Origin of the sequence: Micromonospora sp. NPDC005257, assembly GCF_042872445.1 — a bacterium.
In the GTDB taxonomy this organism is placed as follows: Bacteria; Actinomycetota; Actinomycetes; order Mycobacteriales; family Micromonosporaceae; genus Micromonospora.
The window spans coordinates 13314-38123 of sequence record NZ_JBIAKL010000019.1; the positions used below are offsets into that span (position 1 = coordinate 13314).

22 protein-coding genes are annotated in these 24810 nt (G+C 74.5%); 7 read left to right on the forward strand and 15 right to left on the reverse strand.

The window, feature by feature from the left end; all coding sequences use genetic code 11:
• The first annotated feature begins 3 nt into the window (after positions 1–3).
• On the forward strand, positions 4–2709 hold the full coding sequence (locus ACFYO8_RS28320; protein ID WP_354865364.1) for a hypothetical protein: 2706 nt from the start codon (positions 4–6) through the stop codon (positions 2707–2709).
• Positions 2710–2736: 27 nt separating this feature from the next.
• Here ACFYO8_RS28320 and ACFYO8_RS28325 read toward each other — a convergent pair whose 3' ends face one another.
• Both ACFYO8_RS28325 and ACFYO8_RS28330 read right to left on the reverse strand, forming a co-directional pair.
• On the reverse strand, positions 2737–3189 hold the full coding sequence (locus ACFYO8_RS28325) for a GNAT family N-acetyltransferase (protein WP_354865362.1): 453 nt from the start codon (positions 3187–3189) through the stop codon (positions 2737–2739).
• Between the two features lie 79 nt (positions 3190–3268).
• Positions 3269–4417 (reverse strand): helix-turn-helix domain-containing protein, encoded by a 1149-nt coding sequence (locus tag ACFYO8_RS28330; protein ID WP_354865360.1) that lies wholly within the window; start codon positions 4415–4417, stop codon positions 3269–3271.
• Between the two features lie 172 nt (positions 4418–4589).
• On the opposite strand from ACFYO8_RS28330, the gene ACFYO8_RS28335 reads away from it, so the two are divergent.
• The gene (locus ACFYO8_RS28335) at positions 4590–5864 is read left to right on the forward strand and encodes a YncE family protein (RefSeq protein WP_354865358.1); all 1275 of its coding nucleotides are present in this window, start codon (positions 4590–4592) and stop codon (positions 5862–5864) included.
• Positions 5865–5879: 15 nt separating this feature from the next.
• On the opposite strand, the gene ACFYO8_RS28340 is transcribed toward ACFYO8_RS28335, so the two are convergent.
• On the reverse strand, positions 5880–7469 hold the full coding sequence (locus tag ACFYO8_RS28340; RefSeq protein ID WP_387257759.1) for an alpha/beta hydrolase: 1590 nt from the start codon (positions 7467–7469) through the stop codon (positions 5880–5882).
• A gap of 34 nt (positions 7470–7503) precedes the next feature.
• Entirely contained in the window at positions 7504–8616 is a 1113-nt protein-coding gene (locus tag ACFYO8_RS28345) for an ATP-dependent DNA ligase (RefSeq protein ID WP_354865356.1), read from the reverse strand.
• A gap of 136 nt (positions 8617–8752) precedes the next feature.
• Here ACFYO8_RS28345 and ACFYO8_RS28350 point away from each other — a divergent pair, with 136 nt between their 5' ends.
• The gene (locus tag ACFYO8_RS28350; RefSeq protein WP_354865354.1) at positions 8753–8965 is read left to right on the forward strand and encodes a hypothetical protein; all 213 of its coding nucleotides are present in this window, start codon (positions 8753–8755) and stop codon (positions 8963–8965) included.
• 284 nt (positions 8966–9249) lie between these two features.
• Positions 9250–9672, forward strand: a complete 423-nt coding sequence (locus ACFYO8_RS28355) for an SRPBCC family protein (RefSeq protein ID WP_354865352.1) — start codon at positions 9250–9252, stop codon at positions 9670–9672.
• Here ACFYO8_RS28355 and ACFYO8_RS28360 read toward each other — a convergent pair.
• The gene (locus ACFYO8_RS28360; protein ID WP_354865350.1) at positions 9647–10135 is read right to left on the reverse strand and encodes a GNAT family N-acetyltransferase; all 489 of its coding nucleotides are present in this window, start codon (positions 10133–10135) and stop codon (positions 9647–9649) included. The genes ACFYO8_RS28355 and ACFYO8_RS28360 overlap by 26 nt on opposite strands.
• Before the next feature lie 76 nt (positions 10136–10211).
• On the opposite strand from ACFYO8_RS28360, the gene ACFYO8_RS28365 reads away from it, so the two are divergent.
• On the forward strand, positions 10212–10712 hold the full coding sequence (locus ACFYO8_RS28365) for a DUF1990 domain-containing protein (RefSeq protein ID WP_355015036.1): 501 nt from the start codon (positions 10212–10214) through the stop codon (positions 10710–10712).
• 5 nt (positions 10713–10717) lie between these two features.
• Here ACFYO8_RS28365 and ACFYO8_RS28370 read toward each other — a convergent pair whose 3' ends face one another.
• From ACFYO8_RS28370 to ACFYO8_RS28415, 10 genes are all read right to left on the reverse strand, one after another.
• Positions 10718–11632 carry a DNA-3-methyladenine glycosylase 2 family protein gene (locus ACFYO8_RS28370; protein WP_354865346.1) on the reverse strand — a complete coding sequence of 305 codons (915 nt, stop codon included), beginning with the start codon at positions 11630–11632 and terminating at the stop codon, positions 10718–10720.
• Between the two features lie 151 nt (positions 11633–11783).
• Entirely contained in the window at positions 11784–12443 is a 660-nt protein-coding gene (locus ACFYO8_RS28375; RefSeq protein WP_354865345.1) for a hypothetical protein, read from the reverse strand.
• 205 nt (positions 12444–12648) lie between these two features.
• Entirely contained in the window at positions 12649–13428 is a 780-nt protein-coding gene (locus tag ACFYO8_RS28380; protein ID WP_354865343.1) for a zf-HC2 domain-containing protein, read from the reverse strand.
• Positions 13425–14123, reverse strand: a complete 699-nt coding sequence (locus ACFYO8_RS28385) for a sigma-70 family RNA polymerase sigma factor (RefSeq protein WP_354865341.1) — start codon at positions 14121–14123, stop codon at positions 13425–13427. Before ACFYO8_RS28385 ends, ACFYO8_RS28380 begins: the two co-directional genes overlap by 4 nt.
• A gap of 81 nt (positions 14124–14204) precedes the next feature.
• Positions 14205–15062, reverse strand: coding sequence for a fused MFS/spermidine synthase (locus tag ACFYO8_RS28390; RefSeq protein WP_354865339.1), 858 nt, complete (start codon positions 15060–15062; stop codon positions 14205–14207).
• Positions 15062–16033: a hypothetical protein gene (locus tag ACFYO8_RS28395; RefSeq protein ID WP_354865337.1), complete on the reverse strand. Its 972-nt coding sequence runs from the start codon at positions 16031–16033 to the stop codon at positions 15062–15064. Before ACFYO8_RS28395 ends, ACFYO8_RS28390 begins: the two co-directional genes overlap by 1 nt.
• A gap of 25 nt (positions 16034–16058) precedes the next feature.
• Positions 16059–18533 (reverse strand): SMC family ATPase, encoded by a 2475-nt coding sequence (locus tag ACFYO8_RS28400; protein ID WP_354865335.1) that lies wholly within the window; start codon positions 18531–18533, stop codon positions 16059–16061.
• Positions 18533–19681, reverse strand: a complete 1149-nt coding sequence (locus tag ACFYO8_RS28405; protein ID WP_354865333.1) for an exonuclease SbcCD subunit D — start codon at positions 19679–19681, stop codon at positions 18533–18535. Before ACFYO8_RS28405 ends, ACFYO8_RS28400 begins: the two co-directional genes overlap by 1 nt.
• Before the next feature lie 11 nt (positions 19682–19692).
• On the reverse strand, positions 19693–21441 hold the full coding sequence (locus ACFYO8_RS28410) for an ATP-binding protein (protein WP_357711361.1): 1749 nt from the start codon (positions 21439–21441) through the stop codon (positions 19693–19695).
• A 200-nt stretch (positions 21442–21641) separates the two neighbouring features.
• The gene (locus ACFYO8_RS28415; RefSeq protein WP_354865329.1) at positions 21642–22427 is read right to left on the reverse strand and encodes a pyrimidine reductase family protein; all 786 of its coding nucleotides are present in this window, start codon (positions 22425–22427) and stop codon (positions 21642–21644) included.
• 150 nt (positions 22428–22577) lie between these two features.
• Between ACFYO8_RS28415 and ACFYO8_RS28420 the strand changes: the two genes are divergently transcribed.
• The gene (locus ACFYO8_RS28420) at positions 22578–23123 is read left to right on the forward strand and encodes a plasmid pRiA4b ORF-3 family protein (RefSeq protein WP_354865327.1); all 546 of its coding nucleotides are present in this window, start codon (positions 22578–22580) and stop codon (positions 23121–23123) included.
• A 255-nt stretch (positions 23124–23378) separates the two neighbouring features.
• On the forward strand, positions 23379–24698 hold the full coding sequence (locus tag ACFYO8_RS28425) for an extracellular solute-binding protein (protein ID WP_354865325.1): 1320 nt from the start codon (positions 23379–23381) through the stop codon (positions 24696–24698).
• Positions 24699–24810: the final 112 nt, after the last annotated feature.

The window sequence follows — 24810 nt, forward strand, 5'->3', positions numbered from 1 at the left end:
GGGATGAGCGCCGTCGCCTGCCGCGTGCGGGCATACGGCGGACAGTTCCTGTTGCTGGCCGCGCTGGCCGCGGTCGTGCTGGCGCTGACCGGCGCCGCGCCCCGGCTGGTGAACGAGCGCGCCGACGCGGGTCTGCAGACCTTCCTCCGTGGCCAGCCGGCCGCGACGCGAGACGTGACGTACGGCACCGAGCCGATCTTCAACGTCGGCAACGGCACGTCGTTGATGGAGGCGTTCGAGTCCGACCTGCCTCGGTTGCAGGCCGAGATGCCGCCGGGCGTGCGCCGGATGGTCGACAAGCGGTGGTTCACCGCCGAGACCGATCCCGGCCGGTTGACCGGCCCGGATCTGGCGGCGAGGAATTTGCTCGTCGATCTCGGGCTGCGCGACATGCCGGGGATCACCGAGTCGGGCCGGCTCACCGCCGGGACCTGGCCGGAGCCGGCGGCGTCACGCGACGAGCCGGTGCAGATCGCGTTGGCCGGTCAGGTGGCCGGCAAGCTGAACCTGCGGGTCGGCAGCCGGCTCACCCTCGCCGGACCCGAGTCGGTGTCCTCCGAGGACGTGCCCGATCCCGTCGCGGTGCGGGTGGTGGGTGTGTTCGAGCCGCGTGACCGTGCCGACGGCATCTGGGAAGGGCTGTCCCAGGTGCTGCGCGTGGTCGAGCCGTCCGGGGACGGGCAGCCCTTCGTCGGTCTCGCGGTGGCTGACGGGGCCACGCTGGACCGGCTCTCCGCCGACGGTTGGGGTCTGCGGTTCGGCTGGCGCTACCGGATGGACGCCGGCGGAATCCACAGTCGGCACGTGGACCGGCTCATCGACGACTTCCAGCAGATGAGCTACAAGGCCCAGGGCCGCGTCTTCACCCAGGGCCTCGACCTTCCCCTGCGGGAGTTCCGCGACCAGGTGGCCGCCGCGCGTACCGTCCTCGCGGTGGCCGCCGCCGGCGTGCTGGGCGCGCTGGCCGGGCTGGTGGTGCTGGCGGCCGGATCGACGACGCGCCGCAGGCGGACCGAGTTCACCCTGCTGCGTGCCCGTGGCGGCACCGCCGCCGTCGCGGTCCGGCGCAGCCTGGCCGAGTCGGTGCTGGTGCTGGTGCCCGCTGCGGCACTCGGGTACGCGCTCGGCAACCTCGCGCCCGGACCGTGGTCGAACTCCGTACCCGCGGCCGTGCTCGCCACGGTCCTGATCGTCTCGGCCCTGCCGGTGGCGACGCTCGCCGTGCCGACCGGCGTGGCCGTCCGCCGTGACCCGGTGACAGCGCGTCCGTCGGCGCGGCGCGTCACTGTGGAGGCCGGGGTGCTGCTGCTGGCCGTGCTCGGTGTGCTGCTGCTGCGTCGCCGGGGCCTGGTCCCCGGCGAGGTCGATCCGCTGCTGGTGTCCGTTCCGGTGCTGTCGGCCGTCGCCTCGGCGGTGCTCGCGATTCGGCTGTATCCGTGGCCGCTGCGGCTGCTCGGCCGCCTCGCCGCCCGCGGCACGGGCAGCGTGGCGTTCCTCGGCACGGCCCGCGCCGCCCGGTCCGTGGTCACCACCCCCCTGGTGGTAGTGGTTCTGGCGATCGCCTCGGCGGCGTTCTGTGCTGTGGTCACCACCGGTCTGGAGGCCGGCCGGGACGCGGCCGCCGCCCGGCAGGTGCCGGCCGACGCGCTGATCACCGGCGAGCGGCTCGCCCTCGACACCGGCACCGAACTGACCCGCCTTGCCGGGGTGCGGCGTAGCTCCCCGGTCGCGCAGGAGGCGGACCAGCGGCTGGCCGCAGACGAGCGGGGCGTGGACCTGAGGGTCGGCGCGGTCAGTGTGATCCTGGTGCACGGTCCGGAACTGGCCCGCCTGGCGCGCGACGCCGACGTGCCGGTGCCGGTGCCCCAGGCGCTGCTCGGCACCGCCGGGCCGGGTCCGGTGCCGGCGGTGGTGTCGCCGGCCGTGGCGGCGGATCTCGCCGCCGCCGGCCACACCGACTCCGCCTTCGTCGGGGTGCAGGGCCAGCGGTACGAGTTCCGGGTGGCCGAGCGGTCCGAGACGTTCCCACTGGTCCGGGCCGACACCACCCGGTTCGTGGTGCTGCCCTGGCAGCATCTGCCCGCCCGGCAGACCGACGTGACGCCCACCGGCTTCCTGGTGTCCGGAAACGATCTCGACGTGGCGGCGTTGCGGCGGGTCGGCAACGAGGGCCAGCTCCGGTTCCAGAGTTCCGGCGCGTTCGTCGGGCGTGAACCACCGCGGGAGGTGGCCGTGCACACCTGGACCGACGTTCGTGGTCAGATCGGCGAGGGCAGCGTGAACGGCATCCTCGGGTTCGGGTTCGCCGCGGGCGCGGCGGTCGGCACCGGGCTGGGCCTGCTGGCGATCGCGTTCGTGGTGGTGGCCGGCGCCCGTGCCCGGGGCCAGGTCCTGTCCCGGCTGCGCACGCTGGGTCTGTCCCCGGGGCAGGGGCGGGGCCTGCTGCTCGTGGAACTCGGCCCGCTGGTCGGCACGGCCGTACTCACCGGCGCGGTGGCGGGTGCGCTGATGCCGCTTCTGCTCGATCCGGTGCTGGGCCTGTCCGCCTTCGCCGGTGGTACACCGGTGCGCCTGGTGTTCGAGCCCTGGCTGGTCGTCGCGGTCGTCGCGGTCGGAGCGGCGGCCCTCGCCGTCGCGATCGCCGTGGAGGCCGTGGCCAACCGCCGGTTGCGTCTCGGTGGGGTGCTGCGGCTCGGCGAGGAGAGCTGATCACCGCCACCGAGGGCGGCGGCCGGGTCAGAGTGCCAGCTTCATGCCCTCGTGGCTGGCCACGAAGCCCAGGTCGCGGTAGAACCGGTGCGCGTCGGTGCGCTGCTTGTCGGTGGTGAGCTGCACCAGCGTGCAGCCGCGCTCCCGGGCCCGGTCGATCGCCCAGCGCATCATCGTCCCGCCCAGCCCACGGCCGCGCCGGTCGGAGCGGACCCGCACGGACTCGATCAGGCACCGCTCGGCCCCGTGCCGTCCCAGCCCGGGGATGTACGTGAGCTGGAAGCAGCCGACCAGCTCCCCGCCGTCGTCGGCGACGATCAGGTGGTTGCGCGGGTCGGCGTCGAGGTCGGCGAAGGCCCGCTCGTACGCCTCGTCCACCTCGGGCAGGTCGCGGGTGCGGCCCAGCACGTCGTCGGCGAGCAGGGCGAGCACGGCGGGCAGGTCGGCGCGGACCGCCTCCCGGAAGATCATCTCGGTCATCGGGCCAGCCTGGCACAGCGCCGCGCGCCGGGGTGGCCCGGGCGTCGGACTGGTCTGACCCCGAGGTGGTGCGGCGGCGTCACCCGCCGTCCAGCCAGCTCCGCAGCGCCCACCACCAGTGCACGGTCTCCGGCACCGTGCACCGCGCCCCCTCCTCGACCGGTGGCCCGCCGGTCAGCTCCCGCAGCCGCCGCAGCCGGTAGCGCACCGTGTTCGGGTGGACGTGCAGCGCGGCGGCGGTCTGGTCCAGCCGCTGCCCGTGGTGCAGCCAGGCGAGCGCCGTGCCGGCCAGCTCCCGGTGGAAGCCGTCAGCCGGGTCGAGCGCGCCGAGCAGGCTCGCCCGCAGCAGCTCGGCGAGGACCGGCTGGGCGGCGAGCGCGGTCTCCCCGGCCAGGTCGGTGACCTGACGCAGCCCGCGCAGCCGCCGGTGCGCGGCGGTGGCCAGCGCCGCCAGGCAGAGCGCGTACATGGCCGGGGCCCGCTCCAGCGGCTGGGCGGGCGCCACCAGCGTCAGCAGGTCGGCCGGCACGGCGTCGGGCGGTCGCGGAAGCAGCCCGGCCAGCCGGTCCTCGACCGTGCCGAGCAGGCCGCCCCGCGCGGTGAGCTGCCGGTGCAGCGCGTACGCCCGGACCGGGTCGGGTGGCGCGGCGACCAGGCAGTGGTAGCGCGCGTCCGGCCGCAGCCCGAACCGGGTCAGCTCGGCCGGGGCCAGGCCCGCCGGTCCGTCGCGTAGCAGCCGCCGCAGCAGGTGTGTCCGGGCCGCCGCGCCGGTGCGTACCAGTTCCCGCTCGGCGTTGCGGTGCCCGTCGACCACGGCTCGCTCCACGGCCGCGGCGTACCGGCCGATGGTGAGCAGCCCTTCCAGCAGCACCTCGTCCGGGATTCCCGCGGCCCGCCCGTGCCGCACCACCAGCTCCACCGCGCGGTCCCGCCCGGCCTGCACCCCGCGCAGCAGGCCGGCCACCGAGACGCCCTGCGCGGCCCGGTCCGCGCCCAGCCGTCGGGCCTCGGCGAAGTCGCGTCCGGCCGGGTCCTCGCGGCGTTCCAGCGCGCCCAGGCCGCTGGTCAGCAGCAGCACGACCTGGCGGCGTACCTCCTCGGCGGGCAGCCGGGCCACCTCGGGGGAGTCGGCCTGGGCCGCCCGCGCCACCTCGTCGACGGCGGCCGGATCGGCGGACAGGTCGCGCAGCAACGCGCCGAACGTCGGGACCTGTCCGGTACGGGTCATCGGCACCCGCCGCCCTCCCGTTGTCGACACGGCACAACCGGGCCGCGCGGGCGTTGGCGTCAGATCCCTAGCCCCGGTGGGTGGCCGGTTGCTCTCCTGGTTGTTACCGCAAGGTAACACCGCTCGCGCCACTGAGAAACGTCGATGCCCTACCGGCTGCCAGGAGGCGTCCATGACCCCCGTGCCACAGCACCCGTCCCGTACCCGCCGTCGCGCCGGCCTCGCCGCGCTGGCCGCGATCGCCCTGATCGCACCGGTGCCACTGGTGACGGCCCCCGCGCCGGCCGCCGCCGCGGTCACGCTCCAGGAGGTGATGTTCGTCGGCAACAACTGGGACGGCACCGCCGACGTCATCAGGTCCCGCGGCGACTACGCCCGGATCGGCCGGATCAACGTGGTCCCGGACCGCGCCGCGCGACTGCGCGAGATCTACCTCAACCCGGTCAGGCTGGCGTTCTTCCTCGGCATCCGGCAGGGCCCCGGAGAGGGCCACGACCAGCTCATCGACGACATGTACACCACACCGGACGGCGCCGCGCTCGTGGTGTCGCGGCCCAGCTTCGCCGACGTCGTCTCGATCGACCTGGCCACCGGCGCGCTGCGCTGGCGGTTCCCGGTCTCCGGCTACCGCGCCGACCACATGGCCGTCTCGCCCGACGGCACCCGGGTCGCGGTCTCCGCCTCCACCTCCAACACCGTGCACGTGCTGGACATCCGCACCGGCGCGCAACTCGGCTCGTTCGGCGCCGGCGACAAGCCGCACGAGAACATCTTCACCGACGGCGGCACCCGGCTGTGGAACATGTCCATCGGGGAGGTCAACACCGACCTGGACGCGCCGTGGCTCGACTGGACCAAGGGCGATCGCCGGATCACCGTCGCCGACACCAGCACGTACCAGGTGGTCAAGGTGATCGACATGCGCGACCGGCTCGACGCCGCCGGTCGCCGGGACCTCTCCGACGCGGTCCGCCCGGCCGTGTTCACCCCGGACGGCAGCCGGCTCTACTTCCAGGTGTCCTTCTTCAACGGCGTGGTCGAGTACGACGTGGCCACCGACCGGGTCACCCGCGTCGCCACGCTGCCGAAGAACCCGGCCACCAGCGAGGACCGCACCACGTGGGTCAACGACTCCCGGCACCACGGCCTGTCGATGAGCCCTGACGGCACCCGGATCTGCGTCGCCGGGACCATGGACGACTACGCCACGGTGCTGGACCGGGCCACGCTGCGGGAGGGCCCGCTGGTGCCCGCGAGCAAGCCGTACTGGGCCACCGTCAGCGGGGACGGCCGGGACTGCGTGATCTCCGAATCCGGCGCGGACCAGGTCACCGCGATCAACTTCGCCACCGGGCAGAAGGTCGCCAGCGTCCCGGTCGGCGACCACCCCCAGCGCGTGCGCATCGGGCACATCCCGGCGGGCTGGACGCCCCCGGCCGCCGGCTGACCGGCGGCCGCACCGTCACCGGGCGGGGCAGCGCAGCCCCTCCCGGGGGACGGTGAGCGAGATCAGGTACGCGTCGACGGCCGACGTCACGCACGAGGTCTGCGGGTAGGCGGTGTGCCCCTCGCCCTCCCAGGTGAGCACCCGTCCCACACCGAGCATCGACGCGAGCGCGGGCGTCTGCTCGTACGGCGTGGCCGGGTCGCCGGTGGTGCCGACCACGAGGATCGGCGGGGCGCCGTTCGCCCGGCCGGTCGGGTACGGATCCCGCTCGCCGGGCCACTCCACGCAGCCCAGCATGCCCATCGCCAGGGCAGCACCGAACAGCGGGTACTTCTGCCGCCACTGCGACTGCAACTGGCGGACCTGATCGAGGGTCGGCTTCTCGGTCTCGTCCGCGCAGTTCACCGCCAGGTTGGCGTCGAACAGGTTGGAGTAGTGCCCGTCGGGCTCGCGGCCCGCGTACGAGTCGGCCAGCTTGAACACGCCGTCCGGGTCGCCGCCCTGCAGGTCGTCGATCGCCCGGGCCAGCTCCTGCCAGCCCTGTTCGGTGTAGAGGGAGGAGATCACCGCGTAGAAGATCCACCCGGCGGTGGCCTCCCGGCTGCCCCGCCCGCGCACCGGAAAGCCCCTCGCCTTGTCGATCTCGGCGGTGATCGCGGCCCGGGCGTCCGGGGCGATCGGGCAGCCGCCGGCGTTCGCGGCGCACCACTTGGTGAAGTTGTCGAACGCCCGCTCGAAGCCCTTCGCCTGGCTCTCCGACCCGGCGATCAGCTTCTGCTGCGGGTCGACCGCGCCGTCGAGCACCAGGGCGCGCACGCGCTGCGGGTAGAGCTGCGCATAGGTGGCGCCGAGCAACGTGCCGTAGGAGTAGCCCAGGTAGGTCAGCGTGTCGTCGCCGACCGCCGCGCGGACCGCGTCCATGTCCCGCGCGGCCTGCTCGGTGCCGTAGAGCGGGAGCTGGTCGCCGTACTTCGCGCCGCACCGCTGGCCGATGCGCCGGTTGAGGTCGACGAAGCCGTCGAACGACGACTGGCTCCGCGGGTCGGGGTCGTAGCCGAAGCTGGCGTCAAGGTCGGCGTCGGAGATGCACTTGACCGGGCTGGACCGGGCCACGCCGCGCGGGTCGAAGCCGACGATGTCGAACCGGTCCGTGATCGCCGTCGGCAGGCCGCCGAACGCCGGACCGAAGGAGAGGTAGACGGCGGTGTCGACGCCGGAGGCGCCGGGACCGCCGGGGTTGACCACCAGCGACCCGATCCGGTCGCGTTGCTTTGTCGAGCGGGCCCGGATCAGCGCGATCTCGAACGTCTCCCCGGCGCCCGGCCCGGCGGTCGCGCCGGTGGTGGCCCCGGTGCCCCAGTTGCGCGGCACGGCGATCCGGGCACACTCGTAGCGCATGTCCGCCGCGCCCCGGCCGACCAGCTCGTCGGGAACCTCCGGGCAGGCCCGCCAGTTCGCGGCGGCGCCCGGCGGGGCGGCCTCGCCCTCGCTCTCGGCGCGCGGAGCGAACGCCGGCAGCGTGCAGCCGGCGGTGAGCACCACCGCCGCGACGAACGCGGCCAGGACGGGCCGGAACCGGCGGGTCCGGTCGGGGAAGCGTGTCACGTGGGCGCCTTCCATGATCGTGTCGACAGTCAGGCTACGCCCGGTCGTGGGCGTCACCGACCGTCGCCGCGGGATCGCCGCGCAGCACCTCGTCGACGTCGTAGCGGATCGGGCGGTCGAGCTGGCCGTAGCCGCAGGAGCGGGGATCGCGGTCGGGGCGCCATCGCAGGAACCGGGCGGTGTGCCGCAGCCGGTCGCCCTCCATCGCGTCGTACGCCACCTCGACCACGAGCGCCGGGCGCAGCGGCTCCCACTCCAGGTTCTTGCCGCCGGTCCACCGGCTGACCCCGCCCGGGATGCGCTGGCCCCGCTCGTGGTCGCCGTGCGCCCACGGGTGCTCGCCGCCGACGTCGCGGTAGGGCTCCAGCTCGTCGAGCAGCTCCTTGCGGCGGGCCATGGTGAACGAGGAGCTGACGCCGATGTGGTGCAGCACGCCGTCGTCGTCGTAGAGACCGAGCAGTAGCGAGCCGACCACCGGCCCGGACTTGTGCCAGCGGAAACCGGCCACCACCGCGTCCATGGTGCGCGCGTGCTTGACCTTGAACATGAGCCGCTTGCCCGGCTCGTACGGCAGGTCGGCCGGCTTGACGATCAGGCCGTCCAGCCCGGCGCCCTCGAACACGTCGAACCAGCGGCGGGCCGTCTCCGGGTCGGTGGTCACCTGGGTCACGTGCACCGGCGGGCGCACCCCGGACAGCGCCTGCTCCAGCCGCTCCCGGCGCCGGGGATAGGGCTGCTCGGTGAGCAGCTCGTCGTCGATCGCCAGCAGGTCGAAGGCGACGAAGTCGGCCGGGGTCGTCTCGGCCAGCAGCTTCACCCGGGAGGCGGCCGGATGGATGCGCTGGGCCAGCAGCTCGAAGTCGAGCCGCGGCTGCCCACCCGGCCCGTCCCGGCGGATCACGATCAGCTCGCCGTCCACCGCGCACCGCGGCGGGAGCTGCCGGCGGGCCTGCTCGACCACCTCGGGGAAGTAGCGCGTCATCGACTTGCCGCCCCGGCTGGCCAGCTCGACCTCGTCGCCGTCGCGGAACACGATGCAGCGGAAGCCGTCCCACTTCGGCTCGTAGGTGAGGCCGTGGTCGGTGGGCAACTCGGCCACGCTCTTGGCCAGCATCGGCTCGACCGGAGGGTTGATCGGCAGGTCCACGGCGACCAGTCAACCAGACCCCACCGACAGTGGTGAGGCAGATCACCGCGGGCGGCCGGGCGGCGTGTCCCGTCCCGACCGCGTTCGTCACCGCCGCCCGAATGGTGAAACCGCAGGTCAGAGCTACCGTCGCGGCGTGCCGGAGTGGAGTTGCGGATGCTGTGGGCGCTGGCGGGTCAGCGTCGAGTTGATCCGTGGCCGCTACCGCTACCGGCTGGCGCACCGCTATCCGCCCGAGCGCGGCGGTGGCGTCAACGTCCTCGGCGAGGTCGGCTCGGTCGCCGAGCTGGAACGCCTGCTGACGCGGTACGCCCCGGTCACCCTGGCCGATCTCCGCGAAGCCGCCTGATCCGCCGGACCGGCCCGTGCCATCGCCCCGACCCGCGCGAGACGGCGCCGCCCGCGCATCTCCCGGGCGCGGCAAACCGGCGATCTCGGGGTTGTGGCACCTCGGAAAACCGTTGACCGGACATCCTGGGCGCCACAAGTCCACGATCGGCGAGCCGGGCGAGCGGGAGCGAGCCGGGCGAGCGGGAGCGGGCAGGGCGGGCGGGGCGGACAGGGCGGGCGGGGCGGCGGGCGGGCGGGGTCCGGGCATAGCCTGAGTGGACCGTCCACGGGGGAGGAACGCCGATGCGGTTCGTCGAGTCCGTCGAGATCGCCGCCGACGTCGAACAGGTCTGGGCAGTGCAGAGCGACATCGAGCGCTGGCCGGAGTGGACGCCCTCGGTCACCGCCGCCCGCCGGCTGGAGCCCGGTCCGCTGGCACTCGGCTCCACCGCCCGGCTGGAACAGCCGCGCCTGCCTCCGGCGGTGTGGCGGGTCACCGAGATCGAGCCGCCGTACTCCTTCGTCTGGGAGTCGGCGGGCCCCGGTGTGCGGACCCGGGGCGAGCACCGGCTGGCGCCGACCGGCGACGGGCGCACCCGCGCCGAGCTGGTCCTGACGCAGACCGGTCCGCTGGCCGGGCTGGTCGGGCTGCTGGCCGGGCCGATGGTGCGCCGTTACCTGCGGCAGGAGGCGGACGGGCTCAGGCGTCGCTGCGAGCCGAACTGAGCGTCTTCTCCAGCACGGCGAGGCGGTTGCCGTTCTCGTCCGGCCGGTACGACACCACCCGGTAGCCGCGCCCCGCGTACAGGGACAGGTTCGTCGCGCTGTCCGCGCCGGTGAACAGCGCGAACCGGGCCACCCGGTGCGCGCAGGCCTGCTCGACGGCGTCCAGCAGCCGCCCGCCGACGCCCCGGCCCTGCTGGTCGGGCGCGACCGAGAGGCGGCCGACGTGTGCGGTGTCGCCGTCGACGCGGGCGCGTACCGAGCCGACCAGGCGGGTGCCGTGCCGGGCGGTGAGCACCACGTCCGGCCCGGTCAGCGCCGCCCGTACCTCGTCCAGCGTCTCGGTCAGCGGGGGCAGGAACACGTCGCGGTAGCGCTGCGCCTCCACCAGGTACGCGGCACGCTGCACGGTGAGGATCTCCCCGGCGTCGGCGATTCCGGCGGGGGCGATGGTCACGTCGGTCACCGGCTCAGCTCACCACAGCCCGCCCGGGCGGCCGTACCCTGGCGGGGGTGATCCCGCGAGCGAGGAGGTGACCGGCGTGCCGGAGTTGACGTACCCGGAGGTGGGCGCGACCCGCGACGGCGGCCTGCCGGCCGGCTACCACCACCTGCGCCACCGGGTCCGGCTGCCGGACGACGGTTTCCCGGTCGCGGTGGACGCGGTGCTCGGCTGGCGGCTGCACCGCGCGGCCGGCGTGGTGATGCGCACGGACGCGCCGCGCGCCGCCCCCGGGGTACGGGCCACGCCGGGCGTCGGTGTCGGCCCGGTGCGGCTGTGGGGCCCGACCGAGGTGGTCTGGACGGTGGACGAGCCGGACCGGGCCGGGTTCGGCTACGGCACGCTGCCCGGGCACCCGGAGGTCGGTGAGGAGGCGTTCCTGGTGACCCGGGGCGCCGACGGCGTCTGGTTCGAGGTGACCGCGTTCAGCCGCCCGGCCCAGTGGTACGCGCGGGCCGGCGGACCGGTCGTGCTCGGTTTCCAGCGGGTGTACGCCTGGTGGCTGGGGCGGACGCTGCGGCGGCTGTGCCGGCGGCGCTGAGGCGGTCAGTAGCGGGCGAAGGAGCGGATCGGGGTGCGCGGGCCGTACTTCGGGGCCTGGACGCCCGCCGCCTCCAGCAGCACGCACACCCGGCCCCGGTGCCCCCGGAACGGCTCCAGCAGCGCCAGCATCCGGGCGTCGTCGCCGCGCGGCTCACCGGCGAGCGCCCACGCCACCGTGTTCGGCACGTGGTAGTCGCCGACGCTCACCGCGTCCGGATCCCCGTACGCGATCCGCACCACCTCGGCGGCGGTCCACGGCCCGATCCCGGGAATCGCGGTGAGCCGCCGGGTGGCCTCCGCCGAGTCGGCGCAGCGTTCCAGCCGGTCCGCGACGGCCGCCGCGCGGCGCAGCGTGTCGGCGCGGCGCTGCTCCACTCCGAACGGGTGGAACACCCAGTACGGCGTGGTCGCCACCGCGGCCGGCTCCGGCGGCAGCAGCAGCGGTTGCAGCGGGCCGGGCGCGGGCTCCCGGAAGTGCCGCACGGTAGCGGCGTACGCCCGGTACGCCTCCTTGCCGGTGACCTTCTGCTCGAAGACCGCCCGCAGCAGCCGGGGGAAGATCTGCCCGGTGGCGGGCATCCGCAGCCCGTGGTGCGTGTGGGCCAGCCGGGCCACCAGCGGGTGCGCGGCGGCCAGCGCGGCGAACCCGGTCAGGTCGTCGCACAGCCCGGCGATCCGGTCGGCCCGGTCGACCGCCCAGGCCGCCCCCGGGCCGTACCCCTCGGCCAGCAGCTCGCCGGTCTCCGGTCGCAGCGCCAGCGTGGCCGGGCCGTCCGGGGTGCGGGTGGCCCACCAGAAGGTGCCGGCGGCGATCCGCGCGCACGGGTCGTACGGGCTGAAGGTGAGCGCCCGCACCGAGGCGGCCAGCCGGTAGCCGGCCGGCGGGCGCAGCGTGCGGCGGGCGTCGGGCGAGGTCACAGGGCCACTCTGCCACGCGACCCGGCCGTCACGCCGGGCACGCCCCGCGTGCCGGGAGGCGGGCCGATGCCGGTACGCCCCGCCTCCCGGGTCCGCGACGGTGACCGGCCGCGCCCTCCCCGGCGGCGGTCGGTCACCGTGTCCTGGCGCCTCAGTACGAGTAGTCCGAGCCGCCGCCGGAGCTGTTCGAGCTGCCCGCCGCGGGCGGCGCGACCGGCTTGGGCGTGCCGGTCGGCAGGCAGGTCAGGTTCTTCTTGCCGTTCGGGTCGACCACGAACCAGGTGCCGCCGACGCCCTGGCCCTTCCACTGGCCCGGCTTCTTGTCGCCGATGTAGCGGTAGACCGGCCAGCCGCCGACGGTGAGCTGCCGGGTGCCGTCCTGGCGGGTGATGGTGCCGACCTTGTCGTCGGAGACGCCACGCAGCTTCGGGTTGCCGTCGGTGAGCGACGGCGGCCAGACCTCGGCGCACTTGTCCACGCAGTTGGACTGCGGCGGGTCGGCGGAGTCCTTGTCGAACCGGTACAGCACCCAGCCGTCCTGGTCGGTGACGACGCGACCCATCCGGGGCAGCTTCTTGCCGACCAGCTCGTCGGTGATCTTCACGTTGGCCGGGGGCGCCTTGTCGGCCACCGGCTCCTCCTCGGGAGCCGCCGACGCCTCCGGCTCGGCCGCCGCGGTGGGCTCGGCCGCGGCGACGGCGACCGGCTCGGCCGCGCCCGAGTTCGCCCCGTTGTAGCCTGCTGGGGCGCAGGCCGTAAGTGCGACCATCGCGCTCGCGACGATGACGATCGTCCGCTTGTGGTGTGCCACGTGCCCTCCTCGTTCTTGGCAGTTCGCCGAGTAGTACGGGCGCGGCACTGTCAAGGTTGAACCGGCAACGGTGGCACATTTCACAGTGGGCCGATTGAACCGATGGGCGTTCCGCTGCGTGCGTCAGCACGAGGGGGCCCGCCGGCCCGGGCATGACACGACGGCGCCGGGTGGCCGAGCCACCCGGCGCCGTCGGCACCACCGATCAGATGTCGTCCACCGTCACCAGCGTGCTGGCCACCCCGTTCGCGTCGACCGACTGCACCTGGAGCTTGTCGATGTCGCGCACCGGGGCCGACGTGGACGCGCTCAGCTGTAGCGGAAGCTGGTTCTGGTTCGTCCCGTAGCCGCCGACCGGCACCGACCAGGTGGAGATCACCTCGCTCGTGGCGTTCTTGCGGACCACCACCAGCCGGCACGTGCGCGGCCCCGGCAGGCGGCTGAGCAGCACCCCGACCTGCGTGCCGTACTCCTTGCGGGCCAGCCACATCGTGGTCTGCACGCCGGTACCCGGGTCGGTCGCGTTGTGCTGGTCGCCCTCGATGCCCTCGGGCCCCCCGAGGCCCGGGTCGTTCGGGTCGCCCGGCTCGCCGCTCGGCGCCACGGACGGCGCGGCCTGCGTCGGCACCGCCTGCGGCGGTGCCGGATCGTCGCTGAGCATCCCGGCCGCCGCCGCGCTCGCGCCGCCGAACACCACCACGGCCGCCGCGGTCGCCAGCAGCTGACGCACCCGGGTACGACGGCGGTCCCGCCGTACCGCCATCAGCGTCCGGTCCAGCAGCGCCGGATCGGTGTGCGTCTGCTCCAGCGCGGCCATCGCCTCGCCGTCGATGCCGGAGAGCAGCCCCACCACCGGGACCATCGTCTCCAGTTCCGCCGCGCAGGCCCAGCAGGTGGCCAGATGCTCCTCGAAGCGCTCTGTGTCCTGCGGATCCAGCACGCCGAGCGCGTACGCGGCGACGTCCATGTGATCGGCCCGGCTCATTCGGTCACCCCCCTCTCCTGCAGAGCCGTGCGCAGCGCGCGCAGCGCGTAGTAGACCCGCGACTTGGCGGTGCCGAGCGGAAGCCCCAGCTCCTCGGCCGCCTCCGGCACGGTGCGCCCCCGGAAGTACGTCGCCACCAGGATCTCCCGGTGCGACTGGCTCAGCGTACGCAGCGCGTCCGCGACGGTCATCGTGCGCAGCACCCGATCGGTGCTGTCCGACTCGGCGAACATGGTCAGATCCCGGTCGTACGTCTCGGGCGGGCGGGCCTGCTCGCTGCGGTGCTCGTCGATGGCGATCCGCCGGGCCACAGTGACCAGCCAGGGGCGCAGCGAGCCCTGGCCCTGCACGCCGAGGCGGTGCGCGTTGCGCCAGGCCCGCAGCAGCGTCTCCTGCACGATGTCCTCGGCGCGCTGCCGGTCCCCGCCGGTCAGCCGCATCACGAACATCAGCAGCGGGCCGGCGTGCTCGGCGTACAGCAGGCGGATCAACTGGTCGGAGTGGCTGGCCTCGGCGGAGCTCGCCTGGTGGCGTCCGGGAGCGGGTCGCGGCGGCACCGGGTCATTCTGGCGATCGGTGGACCGGGCGTCGACCCCCCGGCCCGAACGCGAGGCGCGCGAGTGTGGTTGCGCCCGGGCGAACATCCACTCGGGCCGCGCCACCTCGCCGTGCCAGCCGGCCGCCACCGCATGCATGCAGACCTCCGCTGTCCGATCACATCAGCCGGCCCCCACGGGCATGGCCGCCCGGTGGTACGCAGCGACCAGCCGATCGGATCAACGTTTGACCGAGAAAATTCCCGGCGGTGGGGGAGTGGAGTCGACGGCGTCCGCGTCGTGGACCACAGCGGCGCCGGCGGTGAACCGGTCCAGCTCGGCGCCGGCCAGCACCCGGCCGGGGAACCAGTCGCCCGCCGCCCGCCGGGTCAGCTCCGGCACCGGCGGCTCCACCCGGGACGCCACCAGCACCAGGTTGCCGTAGCGTCGGCCGCGCAGCACCGCCGCGTCGCCGACCAGGCAGGCCCGGGGCAGCACGGTCCGCACGGTGGCGACCTGCGACCGGGCGTGCCGCAGTGGCGGGCCGTCGGCCACGTTCGCCAGGTAGCTGCCGCCGGGCGCGAGCACCCGGGCCACCTCGGCGGCGTACTCCACAGAGGTCAGGTGCGCCGGGGTACGGGCGCCCGCGAACACGTCCGCGACGATCACGTCGTACGCGCCGTCCCGGCTCGACGTCAGCGTCGCCCGCGCGTCGGCCACCCGGACCTTCAGGCGTGGATCCGACGGCCAGGGCAGCTCGCGGCGGACCAGCTCGACGAGCGAGCCGTCCAGCTCGGACACCCGCTGGGTCGAACCCGGCCGGGTGGCCTGCACGTAGCGGGGCAGGGTGAGCGCGCCGCCGCCCAGGTGCAGCACCCGCAGCGGTGCGCCGGCCGGCGCGACCAGGTCCAACGCGGCGGCCAGCCGCCGGACGTACTCGAACTCCAGGTGCGCCGGGTCGGTCAGGTCCACATGCGACTGCGGCGCGCCGTCCAGCAGCAGCGTCCACGAACCCGGACGGTCGAGGTCCGGCACCAGCTCGGCCCGCCCGGTGTCGACGTCGGCCACCACCCGGTCGGAGTCGCGTCGCCGGCCCATCAGCGCCGCATCCCGCGCGCCGCGCCGGTGAGCACCCGGTGCAGCAGGCGCGCGTCGCCGAGCATCCCGCGCAGCCGCCGTTCCAGCCCGGCGATCGGCACCAGGTTCTGCGGGGCACGCGGATCCTTGTACGGCGTGGAGGCGAACCGGGGCAGCGTCACCAGCGACAGGTCGGCCAGCGCCACCGCCTCCGGCACGGTCAGGTCGGCCGAGCACTCCACCCGCACGATGCCCGCCCACGGCGCACCGGCGCGCACCGGCAGCCGCAGATACCACGACCAGCCGCCCCACGCGGTGCCCAGCCGGAACACCGGGCAGCGCTCACCCGGCGCCAGCCCGGTCACCACGGCGGTGAGCCGGGCGTCGAGATACTGGCTGTGCTGCGTCTTGATGTACCCGAGCGTGCGCGGCAGGTTGCGTCGGCTGCGCAGCGGGCCGTCCACCACCAGCAGGTCGCCGTCGGTGCGTACCGCGTCGGAGACGGCCACCTCCAGCGCGGTCAGCGGCGCCTGCACCGCCGCGGGCAGCTTGCTCAGCTCACCGGTGCCGCTGACCCGGTGCACCGGGTAGCGGACCGACCCGGCGACCACGTCCTGCGCCGACGGGCTCGCCGTGAACAGGCCCCGGCCCACCCGGGCGCCGGCCAGCTCGGCGACGCCCCGGTCCAGGTCGCAGCGCACCACACCGGCCGCGTACGAGGCGGCGATGCCGGGGAACGAGCCGCCGTCCTCCTCGGCCGTCCAGACGCTGGCGTCGATCCGGCGTACCCCGTCGACAAGCAGCACCACGTCCGGCGACCGCACGTCCGCGCGGCGGCCGATCGCCCGCCAGTCGGTGGCCGGCAGCTCGACGTCGGCGTCGACCTGGGCGCTGCTCGGCGCGGCCGGCCCGGAACCGCCCGCCGCCTCGAACGACGCGCCGTACGACGGATCCCAGGCGTCGACGAAGAACGCCGGCGACGGCCCGGTCACGCGGCGCTCCGCCGGGCCGTGCCGGTCACAGGCCGGTCCGTTCCACGCGGGCCGTCCGCGCGTCCTTGCGGACCTCGAACCGGACCGGGATGCGCTCGGCCAGCGCCGGCACGTGGGTGACCACGCCGACCATCCGGTCGCCCCGGGCGGCCAGGTTCTCCAACGTCGCCGCGACCGTGTCCAGCGTCGCCGCGTCGAGCGTGCCGAAGCCCTCGTCCAGCACGATCGACTCCAGGCTCGCGGCGGTGGTGGACATGCCGGCGAGCTGCTCGGACAGCGCCAGCGCGAGCGCCAGCGACGCCTGGAACGTCTCCCCGCCGGACAGCGTCCGCACCCCGCGCCGCAGCCCTGCGTCGTAGTGATCCACCACGAAGAACTCACCCTTGTCGTGGACCAGGTCGTACTGCCCGCCGGACAGCTCCCGCAGGATCCGCGACGCGCCGTCGACCAGCAGGTCCAGCGCCTCGGTGAGCAGCCAGCGCTCGAAGTTGTTCGCCCGCAGGTGCGAGGCGAGCGCCCGGGCGACCCGCGCCTCGTGCTCGTGCCCGGCCCGCTGTTCCCGCAGCCCGGCGGCCTGCTCGCGGCGCTCGTCGAGGCGGCGCAACTCGGCCTCGGCCCGCTCCACCGCCACCGCCACGTCGCGCGGCGCGTCCTGCGGTGCGTCCAGCCCGGCCGCGGTGAACAACGCGGCGATCCCATCCGCGACCTCGGCCGCGGCCCGCTGCGCCGCCTCCACCGACGCCGCCAGCCCGTCCCGCTCCGCGCGCCGCGCCTGCGCCTGCTCACCGGCCCAGCCGGCCAGCACCGCCCAGGCCGCCGCCACGTCGTCCCGGTCGGCGGCCGGCGGCCCGAACCGGGCCAGCCCGTCCCGGACCGCGTCGAAGTCGCGCCACGCCCGGCGCAGCCGCTCCTGCGCCGCGTCGAGCGAGCCCCGCGCCCGCCGGGCCGCCTCCCGGCCGGCCCGCACGGCGCCCGCCGCCTCCTCCAGCGCGGTACGCAGTCGCGCGTGCTCGGCCAGCGACTCGCGCAGCCGCTCCGGCGCCGGCGCGTCCGCGAGCTGCTCATCCAGCTCGGCCAGGCGCGCGCCGAGCTGGTCGTGCTGGGTACGGGCGCGCAGCAGCACCCGGTCCAGGTCACGGGCCGCGGCGTCGCGTTCCTGCTCGACCCGCCTGGCCGCCTCGCTCGCCGCCCGCGCCGCCTTGCCCGCCTCGATCGCCCGGCTCACCGCCGAACCCTTCGGCACCGCCGGCACCGTGGTGACCGGCTGCTCGCACACCGGGCAGGGCGCACCGCCGACCAGGTGCGCCCGCAGCGCCACCGCCTGGTCGGCGGCCTTCGCCTCCTCGTGCGCGCGGAATGCCGACTCCAGCTCCGTCTCGGCCCGCTGCGCGTCCGTCCGCGCCGCCGCCAGCGCCGCCACCGCCGCGTCGTGCTCGGCGCGCGCCGCGTCCACCGCCGCGCGAACCGTCGCCGCCTCCGCGGTCAGCCGGTCCCGGTCCGCGTACGCCTTCAGGTGCAACCGCAGCGCGCTCTCGTCACCGGCGGCGGCCAGCTCCCCGCGCAGCTTCTCCTCGCGCTCCTCGGCCAGCCCGACCGCGCCCGCCGCCTCGTCGGCGGCCACCCGGGCCGCCGCCACCGCCCGCGCCAGCTCGGCCGTGCCGTCCGGCGGCCGCACCCCGGCCAGCACACCCAGCTCGGCGTCGAGGGCGGCCAGCGCGGCGGCCCGCTCACCCGCCGTCGCCCGGGCCCGCTCCCACTCGGGTACGGCGGCAGCGACCGCGGCGGCCAGCTCGCGCATCGCGTCCACCCGCTCCCGGGCCGTGGCCAGGCTGTCGTCGTCGACGTCGGCGAGCCCGCCGAGCATCTTGTCGACCGTCTCCAGCTTCGCCTCGGCCTGCCCGGCCCGCTCGACGGCCTTCTTCTGCACGTTCTCGTAGACGCCCAGGCCCAGCAGGTTCACCAGGATCTGCTGGCGGGTGGCCGGCTTGGCGTGCAGGAAGTCGGCGAACTGCCCCTGTGGCAGCACCACGCACGAGGTGAACTGCTCGTACGGCAGCCCCACCGCGTCCAGCACCGCCTGTTCCATCTCGGCCGGGGTGCCCGCCACCACCTCGCCCAGATCCTCCGGGCTGAGCCCGGTGTCGAGCTTGGTGACGTCGAAGCCCGGCGGCATGAGCTGCAGACCGGCGTTGGCCGTCTTCACAGTGCCCCGCCCGTCGCGCCGGACCACCCGGGTCGCCACGTAGCGGTCCCCGGCGGACTCGAAGACCAGGCGCACCCGCGCCTCGGTCGCCGACGGCGCCAGCGCGTTCGCCAGCCCCCGGGCGCCGCCCCAGCGCGGCACCGTGCCGTAGAGCGCGAAGCAGATCGCGTCGAGCACCGTCGACTTGCCCGAACCGGTCGGCCCGACCAGCGCGAAGAAGTCCGCGTCGGTGAAGTCGACAGTCGTCTCGTCGCGGAACACCGTGAACCCGGCCATGTCCAGCCGCATCGGCCGCATCAGTGCTCCACCTCCTCGAGCAGCTCGTCGAAGAGTTCCCGGACACCCTCGTCGGCGTGCCCGCGGCTGTCCAGGTAGTCGCCGAACAACTCGCCCGGCGACCGGCCGGCCCGCTGGGCCGTCCGGGTGCCGCTGCCCGGCGCGGGCACCAGGTCCGGGTCGATCCGGATCTCCAGCGCCCGGGGCAGCAGCTCCTGCACCTCCTCGCGCAGCCCGGCCCGGGGCTGCTCCCGGACGTAGACGCGCAGCCAGCCCTCCGGCGCCTCGACCTCGGCGAGCTGCGCGAGCGTGCCGCGTACCGTGCGCAGCGGCACCGCACCCGGCACCGGCACCTCCCGGATGCGGGCGGCGGTGGTCGCGGTCACCTCCACGATCGTCACCGAGGAGACGTTCTCCTGCTCGCCGAAGTCGACGGCGAGCGGGCTGCCGCTGTAGCGGATCGGGCACGGGCCGATGACCCGCTGCGAGCGGTGCAGGTGACCCAGCGCCACGTAGTGCGCGTTGCCGGGGAAGACGGTGGCCGGCACCGCGTACCCCAGCACCGTGTGCGCGTCCCGCTCGCCGCCGCCGGTGCTCGCCCCGACCACAGTGAGGTGGGCGGTGACCAGGTGCACGCGGTCCGGCTCGGTGAACCCCTCGGCGAGCCGCTCCAGCACCCGGCCCAGGTGGTCGGCGTACGTCTGGTTGGCCTCGGCCGGGGTGAGCGTGTACATCTCGACCGCGCGCACCGCGTACCGCTGGGACAGGAACGGCAGCGCGGCGAGCCGCCAGCGCTCCCCACCGGCGGTGACCCCGTCGACGACGTGCTCGTCCGGGTTCTCCCGCACGCTGCCACGCAGTGTGATCCCGGCGGCCTCGGCCCACGGGCGCAGCGCGTCCAGCGCCGCGCCGTTGTCGTGGTTGCCGCCGATCGCCACCACGTCCGCCCCGGTCCGCCGCAACGCGGTGAGCGCCCGGGTGACCAGCCGGGTGGCCTCCGGGGTGGGGGCGGCCGTGTCGTACAGGTCACCGGCGACGATCACCAGGTCGGGCCGTTCGCGCTGGGCGATCTCGATGACCTGGGCGAGGACCTGCTTGTGCTCCTCGGCCCGGGACTGCCCCTTGAGGACCTTGCCGACGTGCCAGTCGGAGGTGTGCAGGATCTTCATCTGGGTGCCGCCTAGAACGGGATGTCGTCGTCGGAGGAGCCGGAGCCGACCACCGCGAACGGATCGGCGGCCTGGGTGATCGACCGTAGCGTCTCCGAGGGCGCGCGGCCCGCCTCCGAGACCCGGGTGGCCCACGCCGGGAACGGGAACTCCAGGCAGAGCGGCACCGGGATGTCCGGCTGGTTGACGAACATCGTGCCCGGCTTGGCGAGCAACGCCCGCTGCCGCTGGGCGGGCGGCAGGAAGCCGTACTCCGGGCGGGACGCCTCGGCCGGGTCGAGCCGGCCCACCACCCGGATCGCCGAGTTGGTGACGATCCGCCGTTCCACCTCGCTCGCGGTCTGCTGCGCGCCGACCAGGATCACACCCAGCGAGCGGCCCCGCTCGGCGATGTCGAGCAGCACCTCCTTGATCGGCGACGAGCCCTCCCGCGGCGCGTACTTGTTCAGCTCGTCGAGCACGACGAACAGCAGCGGCTTGGCCGTGCCCGCCTTCTCCTTGCGCTCGAACTCGCTCTTGAGCGTCACACCGACCACGAACCGCTGCGCACGATCCGGCAGGTTGTGCAGGTCGACCACGGTGGCCTGGGCGCTCTCCGCCGTGTTGATCGAGTGCGGGCGGCGGCTCGCCAGATCGCCCCGGATCAGTCGGCCCAGGTCCTTCTTGCTGCCGATGAGCCGGCGGGCGAACGCGTTCACGGTGCCCAGCCCGACCGCGCTGCCGGCCCACTCGCCGCGCGTCTCGTCGTCGTTGAGTTGCTCGACCACGTGGTCGACCAGATCGGCGTACGAGCCGAGCCGCACGCCGTCGATGCTCACCCCGCCGTCGGCCGGCTGGGCGTAGCGGGCCAGGTGCGCGGCGACCGAGTGGACCACCATCGTGTACTGCTGGCGCTCGTCGTCGGCGTCGGCGAACACGTACGGCAGGAGCCGGTCGGCGCAGAACTCGGACAGCGTCCAGTAGAAGCTGTCCACGCCGGTGAGCCGGCTGCTCACATCCGGCGTGCCGGAGGAGTCGCCGACCCGCGGCGGGGCGTACACCCGCACGTCCGGGAACGCCCCGGCGTCCAGGCCCAGCTTCGCGTACGCCGCCCGGGTCGGGTCGTCGAGCCGGCTGTTCGGGTGGTCGAGGAAGAGCAGGTCCTCGCCCTTGACGTTGAAGATCAGCGCCTTCGCGTTCACCGCGTCGCCGCCCAGCACGCCGGAGCGGAACACCGAGTAGAGCAGGAACGTGGCGAAGCTCGTCTTGGTGGCGACACCGGAGATGCCGGAGATCGACACGTGTGCGCCCCGGGTGCCGTCGAGGAAGTCGGCGTTGAGGTAGACCGGCACGCCGTCGCGGCCCATCCCCATCGGGATCCGCCGCTCCATCCGGTCGAAGTGCAACGCCCGCGCCCGCGCGTCGCCCTCGGCCCGGTGCACCACCGCGCCCGGCGTCGGCGGCACGTAGAACTCCGGGTCGACCCGCGTCGTGGTCACCTCGGCCGCCTCCTGCACCTGCGCCGGCAGCGTGCCCTCGGCGATGGCGAAGACGTCGGAGTCGAACTGCGCCCCCTCGTGCCGGGCCCGCACCTGGGTCACCACCCCGGCGATCGTCACCGGCTCACGGTCGGGCAGATCGCGGCGGGTCACCACCACGTCGTCCAGTTGCAGGTAGCTGCCCGGCGCGACAGCCGTCCAGAAGGTGAGCGGGGTGGCGTCGGCGGTGCCGAGCACCCGGCCGACACCCTCGCCGGGCCCGTCGAGCTGGTCGTCGGTCATCGGCGGTCTCCGGTCGGCTGGTCGTACCGTTGGCGGTGCACGTCGTGCATCCTGCCCGAGGGATGCGACAGGTTGCCACGCGACGCGGCGGACGCCACGCCACCCGTGCGCCGAAGGGTAGCCGCCCGAATCCGCCCGGCCACGGTGCGTGTGTTTCCTCCGTGTCCGGCCCGCCCGAGCACGGTGCGGTGCGGAGTCGCTCAGGCGGCGGGAGCGGAACCGGCGGGCGGAGTCTGCGCGGGGTCGCGTGCGTAGCGCAGCATCAGCACCCCGTCGGCGGCGGCCAGCACGTGACACAGCGGCAGGTGGCGCGGGACGCCGGCGTCCCCGGCGGTGATCCGGCCCGGACCGGCGCCGGCGAGCAGCGGCGCCACCGTCAGGCACAGCTCGTCGACCAGGTCCGCCGCGGTGAGCGCGCCGAACAGGTGCGGGCCGCCCTCGCAGAGCAACTGGTCCAGCCCGCGTCGGCGCAGCTCGGCCAGGCCGGCGGCCAGGTCGACCCGGTCGGTGCCGCAGCGGACCACGTCGGCCACGTCGGTCAGGCCGGGCGGCGGCACGGCGCCGGCGTGGGTGAGCACGATCGGCCGGACCGGCGCGTCGGCGAAGGCGGCCTGCGCCGGGTCGAGGGCGAGCGAGCCGGAGACGACCACGAGCGTCGGGTACTCGGCCAGTCCCCGCTCGCGGCGCCAGGCCCGGCGCTGCGGGCTCAGCCGCACGGCCCGGTAGCCCTCGTGCCGCAGCGTGCCGGCGGCCACCACGAGGGCGTCGCAGAGCATCCGCAGCAGCCCGAAGACCCGCTTGTCCGGCTCGCCGGAGAGCCCGGCGGAGTAGCCGTCCAGAGTGACCGCGCCGTCGGCGCTGGCGACGAAGTTGACCCGCAGGTGCGGGTGGCCCGCCCGGCCGTAGAGCGCGGTGAGCTGCGGATCGGTGAGCGCGCCGGTGGCGGGTGCGGGCCAGATCCGTTCGATCGGGGTTCCGACGCTCATTCGCCGGCCGGACCGGTGACCGGAGGGGTGGGTTCGGGGGTACGGTGCTGGCAGTCGCACCACTTCCGGCCGGGACAGTCGTCGTGCCGCCGTTCCCGGCAGGCTCGGCAGATCATGCTGGCAGCCTAGGCCCAGGAAGGACGGGACGTCGTGTCGCGTCAGATCTTCCAGCTCAAGGTGTCGCTGGCCGGCGTCCGGCCGCCGGTGTGGCGGCGGGTGCTGGTGCCCGGCGGCTTCAGCCTGGACCGGCTGCACCGGGTGATCCAGCACGCGATGGGCTGGCGCGACTGCCACCTGCACTCGTTCGACGTCGGCGGCCGGCAGTACGGCGAGCCCGACCCGGACGGCGAACTGGCGCTGCGCGACGAGCTGGACGTCCGGCTGGACGCGCTCGTGGGCAAGGGCGACCGGTTCCGCTACACCTACGACTTCGGCGACTGGTGGCAGCACGACCTGGTGGTGGAGGACTGCTGCGCCGCCGACCCGGACGAGCGCTATCCGGTCTGTCTGGACGGCGAGCGCGCGTGCCCGCCCGAGGACGTGGGCGGCACGGCCGGTTACGCGGTCCTGCTGGCCGCGCTCGCCGACCCGGCGCATCCGGAGCACCTGGCCATGCGCGAGTGGGCCGGCGTGGCGTTCGATCCGGCCGCCTTCGATCCGGTCCGCGCCACCGTCCTGCTGCGCCGCTGCTGCTGACCACGGTGCCGCCCCGCCGCTGACGGCAGGGCAGGCAGTGCCGCTGCCAGCGGGCTCCGCGAGGGGCCGAGCGTCCAGGCGGTAACGAAATGGGAACGCTCCCAACGGTCTATTGACACCCCTGTCACCTCCCGGCAACCTCATGGGAGCGCTCCCGGGAGTGGTGCGGATCTCGTTCCTGCCCGCTCCGGCCCGCGCGACACGCACCCCCACCACACAGCAGATATCGCCTCACCACCGAAAGAGGGGTCTCGGATGAGCGTCCCAATCCGTCGTCGGCGCTTCGCGGCCATCGCGCTCGCGTCCGTCGTCGTGCTCGGCACCACCGCCGCCTGTAGCGACGACTCGGACAGCAACGGCAGCGGCGGCAGCGACGGCCCGATCACCCTCGTCGTCGACGTCTTCGGCGACCAGGGCTTCGGCTACGAAGAGCTGTACAAGCAGTACGAAGCGGAGCACACGAACGTCAAGATCCAGGAGCGGGGCAAGGGCCTCGGCCTCGGTGACTACAACACCCGCCTGACCCAGCAGATCACCGCCGGGTCGGGCGCCGGCGACGTGGTGGCCCTGGAAGAGGGCACCATCGTCCAGTTCTACGCCCAGGCCGACAAGTTCGTGAACCTGGCCGACCACGGCGCGAACGACCTCAAGGGCAACTTCCTGCCGTGGAAGTGGGAGCAGGGCACCACCCCGGACGGCAAGGTGCTGGGCCTCGGCACCGACGTCGGCTCGATGGCGCTGTGCTACCGCAGCGACCTGTTCAAGGCCGCCGGGCTGCCCACCGACCGCGAGCAGGTCGGCGCGCTCTGGCCGACCTGGGACGAGTTCATCGCCACCGGCCAGAAGTTCGCCGGCGCCGACAAGAAGCACAAGTTCGTCGACTCGGCGACCAACTTCTTCAACGTGGTGCTGATGCAGGTCGCCGGCCAGGGCAGCGGCTACACGTACTACGACAAGAGCAACAAGATGGTCATCGACCAGAACCCGGACGTGAAGACCGCGTACGACCTCACCACCAAGATGATCGCCGCGGGGCTGTCCAACAACCTCCAGTCGTTCTCCAACGAGTGGAACGCCGGCTTCAAGAACGGCACCTTCGCCACCATCGCCTGCCCCGCCTGGATGACCGGTGTCATCAAGGGCCAGGCCGGTGACGCGGCGGCCGGCAAGTGGGACATCGCCAAGGCGCCGGGCGCCGGTGGCAACTGGGGCGGCTCCTTCCTCGGCGTGCCGAAGTCGAGCAAGCACCAGAAGGAGGCCGCGGAGCTGGCCAAGTTCCTGACCAGCGCGAAGGGTCAGATCGGCGCGTACAAGGCGGTCGGCAACCTGCCCTCGAACCCGCAGGCGCTCACCGACCCGGCCGTGGCCGACTCGACCAACGAGTACTTCAGCAAGGCCCCGGTCGGCAAGATCTTCGCCACCGGCGCCACCGACCTGAAGCCGGTCTACCTCGGCCCGAAGAACAACGCGGTCCGCACCGCTGTGGAGAACAGCCTGCGCGCCGTGGAGCAGGGCAAGTCGGCCGGCGAGCAGTGGCAGACGGCCCTGAAGAACGGTGCGGCTGCCGGTAAGTGACCGGTTGAGCCGCCCGCGGGTGGCGTCGGCAGCCCCGGCTGCCGGCGCCACCCGCGGTGCCCGCAGAGTCCGGCGTCGCCCGTGTGGCGGGTGACGCCGGCCGAGGAGAAGG